We start from the raw sequence: 2,596 nt of genomic DNA, 5'->3' as shown, positions 1-2,596 counted from the left end.
GTTCAATCAAGTTTCGGTTGAAAGAGCGCCAGAGGCCCCTAGCGTGTTGGTAGCACCTAGGGGCTTCGCCTTTGTGGGTTCCTGAAAGTGGTAGCTCATTCCCCGTCAACCAAGACGGAGGCCCTGAAGGTTTTCAAAGGGCGATCAGACGCACATTGGCAAAGCGCACGGTCATTCTAAGCAGGTTTCAGCTATTTGCGGTGGATTGTGTCCTATGGATAAATCTAGGCGGCTGCGCCGCCTCCCCCGTTTTCACCAGATCGCCCATCAGCAGTCCCGTGCCTATTTGAGCGACTGGAGCCCTACCGGCGGTGGCTCCGACGATCAGCAAAGCCGCAAGCGGCTTCGCTGATCCTCAGAGCGGGGTTATCTCTTCTTGCTGCTTTTCTCTTTTTCTTTTCTCGCGGGGTCCGGACATCCTCAGGGACGGTGGCGGAGGGGCCATTCTCCCGGGAGGACCTTGTCCTCCCGAAAGAATAGCCTTGTGCCTGTTCAGAGAGTGACGGAGCGAGCAGCTGTCATCTCAATTTAGCCAGGTAGAACCGTGTTCTACCTGGCTAAACCGAGACGCCATCTCGTGCCTGATCGTGGAGGCCCACAGCGAGCGGCTGTCATCTCAAACTGGCCGAGCAGAACCCTGTTCTGCCCAGCCAGTCCGAGACGCCATCTTGTGCCTGATCGAGCAGTCCCATGGCAAAGGGCTGTCATCTCAACTTGCCCAAACAGAGCCATGCTCTGTTCAGCCAAGCCGAGAAGCCAGCAGCGCCAATCTGAGAGGCTCAGAACAACGCATTGAGAGGGAGAGAGGGCCAATGCAGGATAGGCAAAGCACCGGCTAAATACGCGGGTATGGCGATAAGAACAGTTATCGCAATAAGCGCGTTTTCTCTCGGACGGATCAAGAGCGGTAGTTAGGCTTTGTCTTTTTGTAAACCAACCTCTTCACCACTGAGTCAGACACGCCAAAGCGCTGCGCAACGCCCTTCAGCGTATGCAAGCCAGTCGCGTACATCTCAACGATGGCCACAGCAGTGCTCTGATCGACGGACAAAGGCTTGCCACAGTGCACACCACGAGCCATCGCCTCACGTTGACCGGCCATGCATCGCTCTCGTATGAGCGAACGCTCAAATTCAGCCATGGCACCCAATATCTGGAGCATGAAGCGACCGAGAGCGCTTGAAGTATCAATTGGCTCAGTAAGCGACCGAATTGTCGCGCCAGCCTTCTCTACGCGAGCAATGATGCTCAACAGGTCAGGAAGCGAACGAGCCACGCGATCGAGCTTATAAAAGATGAACTGATCGCCAGAGCGCAAGGAATCGAGACATTCCCAGAGAGCCGGACGATCTAGTTGAGCACCCGAAGCCTTCTCTTCAAAGAACTCAGTGACCCCAGCAGACCGCAACGCAGCTATCTGCAGCGAAGTATCTTGCTCTTGCGTGGAGACACGCGCGTACCCAACCAAGCGAATAGACTCAGACTTAGCCATATAGACCTCTCATTCAGGTTTAGTGGTCAGGGGCTGTTGAGTGGTGCAAACACTCAATAAGCCCCGTCTCGATAAAGAACCACAGTTTTCGTTTGTGGTCCCGAGCGGATCGAGCCCGCGAGCGGCCGTTCTCCGAACCGTCCGCACGCGTGCACGCCCGCATCCAGCGCATCAGCCCTAAGGAGGCGATGAACTGAGATAGAAGCCGCCCCCATCAAGGAGCGCGGTGTATGTGTCCTCCTGAAGAACGCCGGCCAGGAGGTCAAACAAATCGGAAACAGCGTCAGAAAGCTTTGTGTACGAGCTGCGAACGATTACAGGAGGGGGCAAGCTCTTGCCACTAGCCCGGTAAGAGTCCCCTCCCTCACAGTCATCAAAGCCCTTTGAGATGTACTTGGAAAGGTAAGCAGCAAGCTTGGCAACAGAGCAACGACGACGGCGCACAGCCTTGGAAACGTCAACATTGCCCTCACCAACAACAGCACGCCAAACAGTGCGCAGCAAGTCGTAAGACTTCACCATCACGCCCTTGACCACGTAGTGACTCAAAAGGCGATGAACAGCAATATGGGCATGCCAAGCACCACGCTTTTGACGTTCAAAAACGCACACATATTGAAAGCCGGGGAAGATCCTCCGGACACGCTTCATGAACACATCGAAGTCGCGCTGCATGCGAGCACGATCAACCATGTTTTCCCTGTAGGTGAGAGTGAGCATCGTGTTCAAGTCCTTGGACTTGATGAGCCTGCGCACCTTTGTGCGAGCACGACGAACAGAACGCTCTCTGTTGTCAGCGTCCTTTTGAGCCTGTTCTGCAGCAGTAACAGCGCTTGGCACCCATTCACCGGTTGCCTGATCCCAGATATGACCCTGAGCCATCGCGGCATCAGCAAGACAGCGTTCTGTAGCGTCCACCTCAGACCAGCCATAGCGCGGCAAGACCAAGGACTCAGTATGGCCACCACCCAAGTCATGGACTCGGAGGTCAAAAGCGTAGGGAGTGTCGTGGCGACGGTATAGCGCACCGTCAATAAATCGGTACGCGGAGCTAGTCATGTGCGGTAGCTAGACCGCAGGCTCCTAGATACAATGTAGGCATGC

2 protein-coding genes are annotated in these 2,596 nt (G+C 55.4%); both read right to left on the bottom strand.

Features of this window, described 5'->3' with window-relative positions; translation table 11 throughout:
- Window positions 1-898 precede the first annotated feature (898 nt).
- Complete coding sequence (locus AAIL67_RS24585) at window positions 899-1,492, bottom strand: recombinase family protein (protein WP_343485389.1); 594 nt, start codon at window positions 1,490-1,492, stop codon at window positions 899-901.
- Window positions 1,493-1,669: 177 nt separating this feature from the next.
- A complete protein-coding gene (locus AAIL67_RS24580) occupies window positions 1,670-2,551 on the bottom strand; it encodes a hypothetical protein (protein WP_343485388.1) in 882 nt (293 codons plus the stop codon).
- Window positions 2,552-2,596 lie beyond the last annotated feature (45 nt).

The sequence above is a fragment of the Comamonas sp. A7-5 genome (genome assembly GCF_039581385.1).
Taxonomy (GTDB): Bacteria; Pseudomonadota; Gammaproteobacteria; order Burkholderiales; family Burkholderiaceae_C; genus Comamonas; species Comamonas thiooxydans.
Note: the sequence above shows the minus strand (reverse complement) of the source record. Positions and strands in the feature narration are given on the sequence as shown.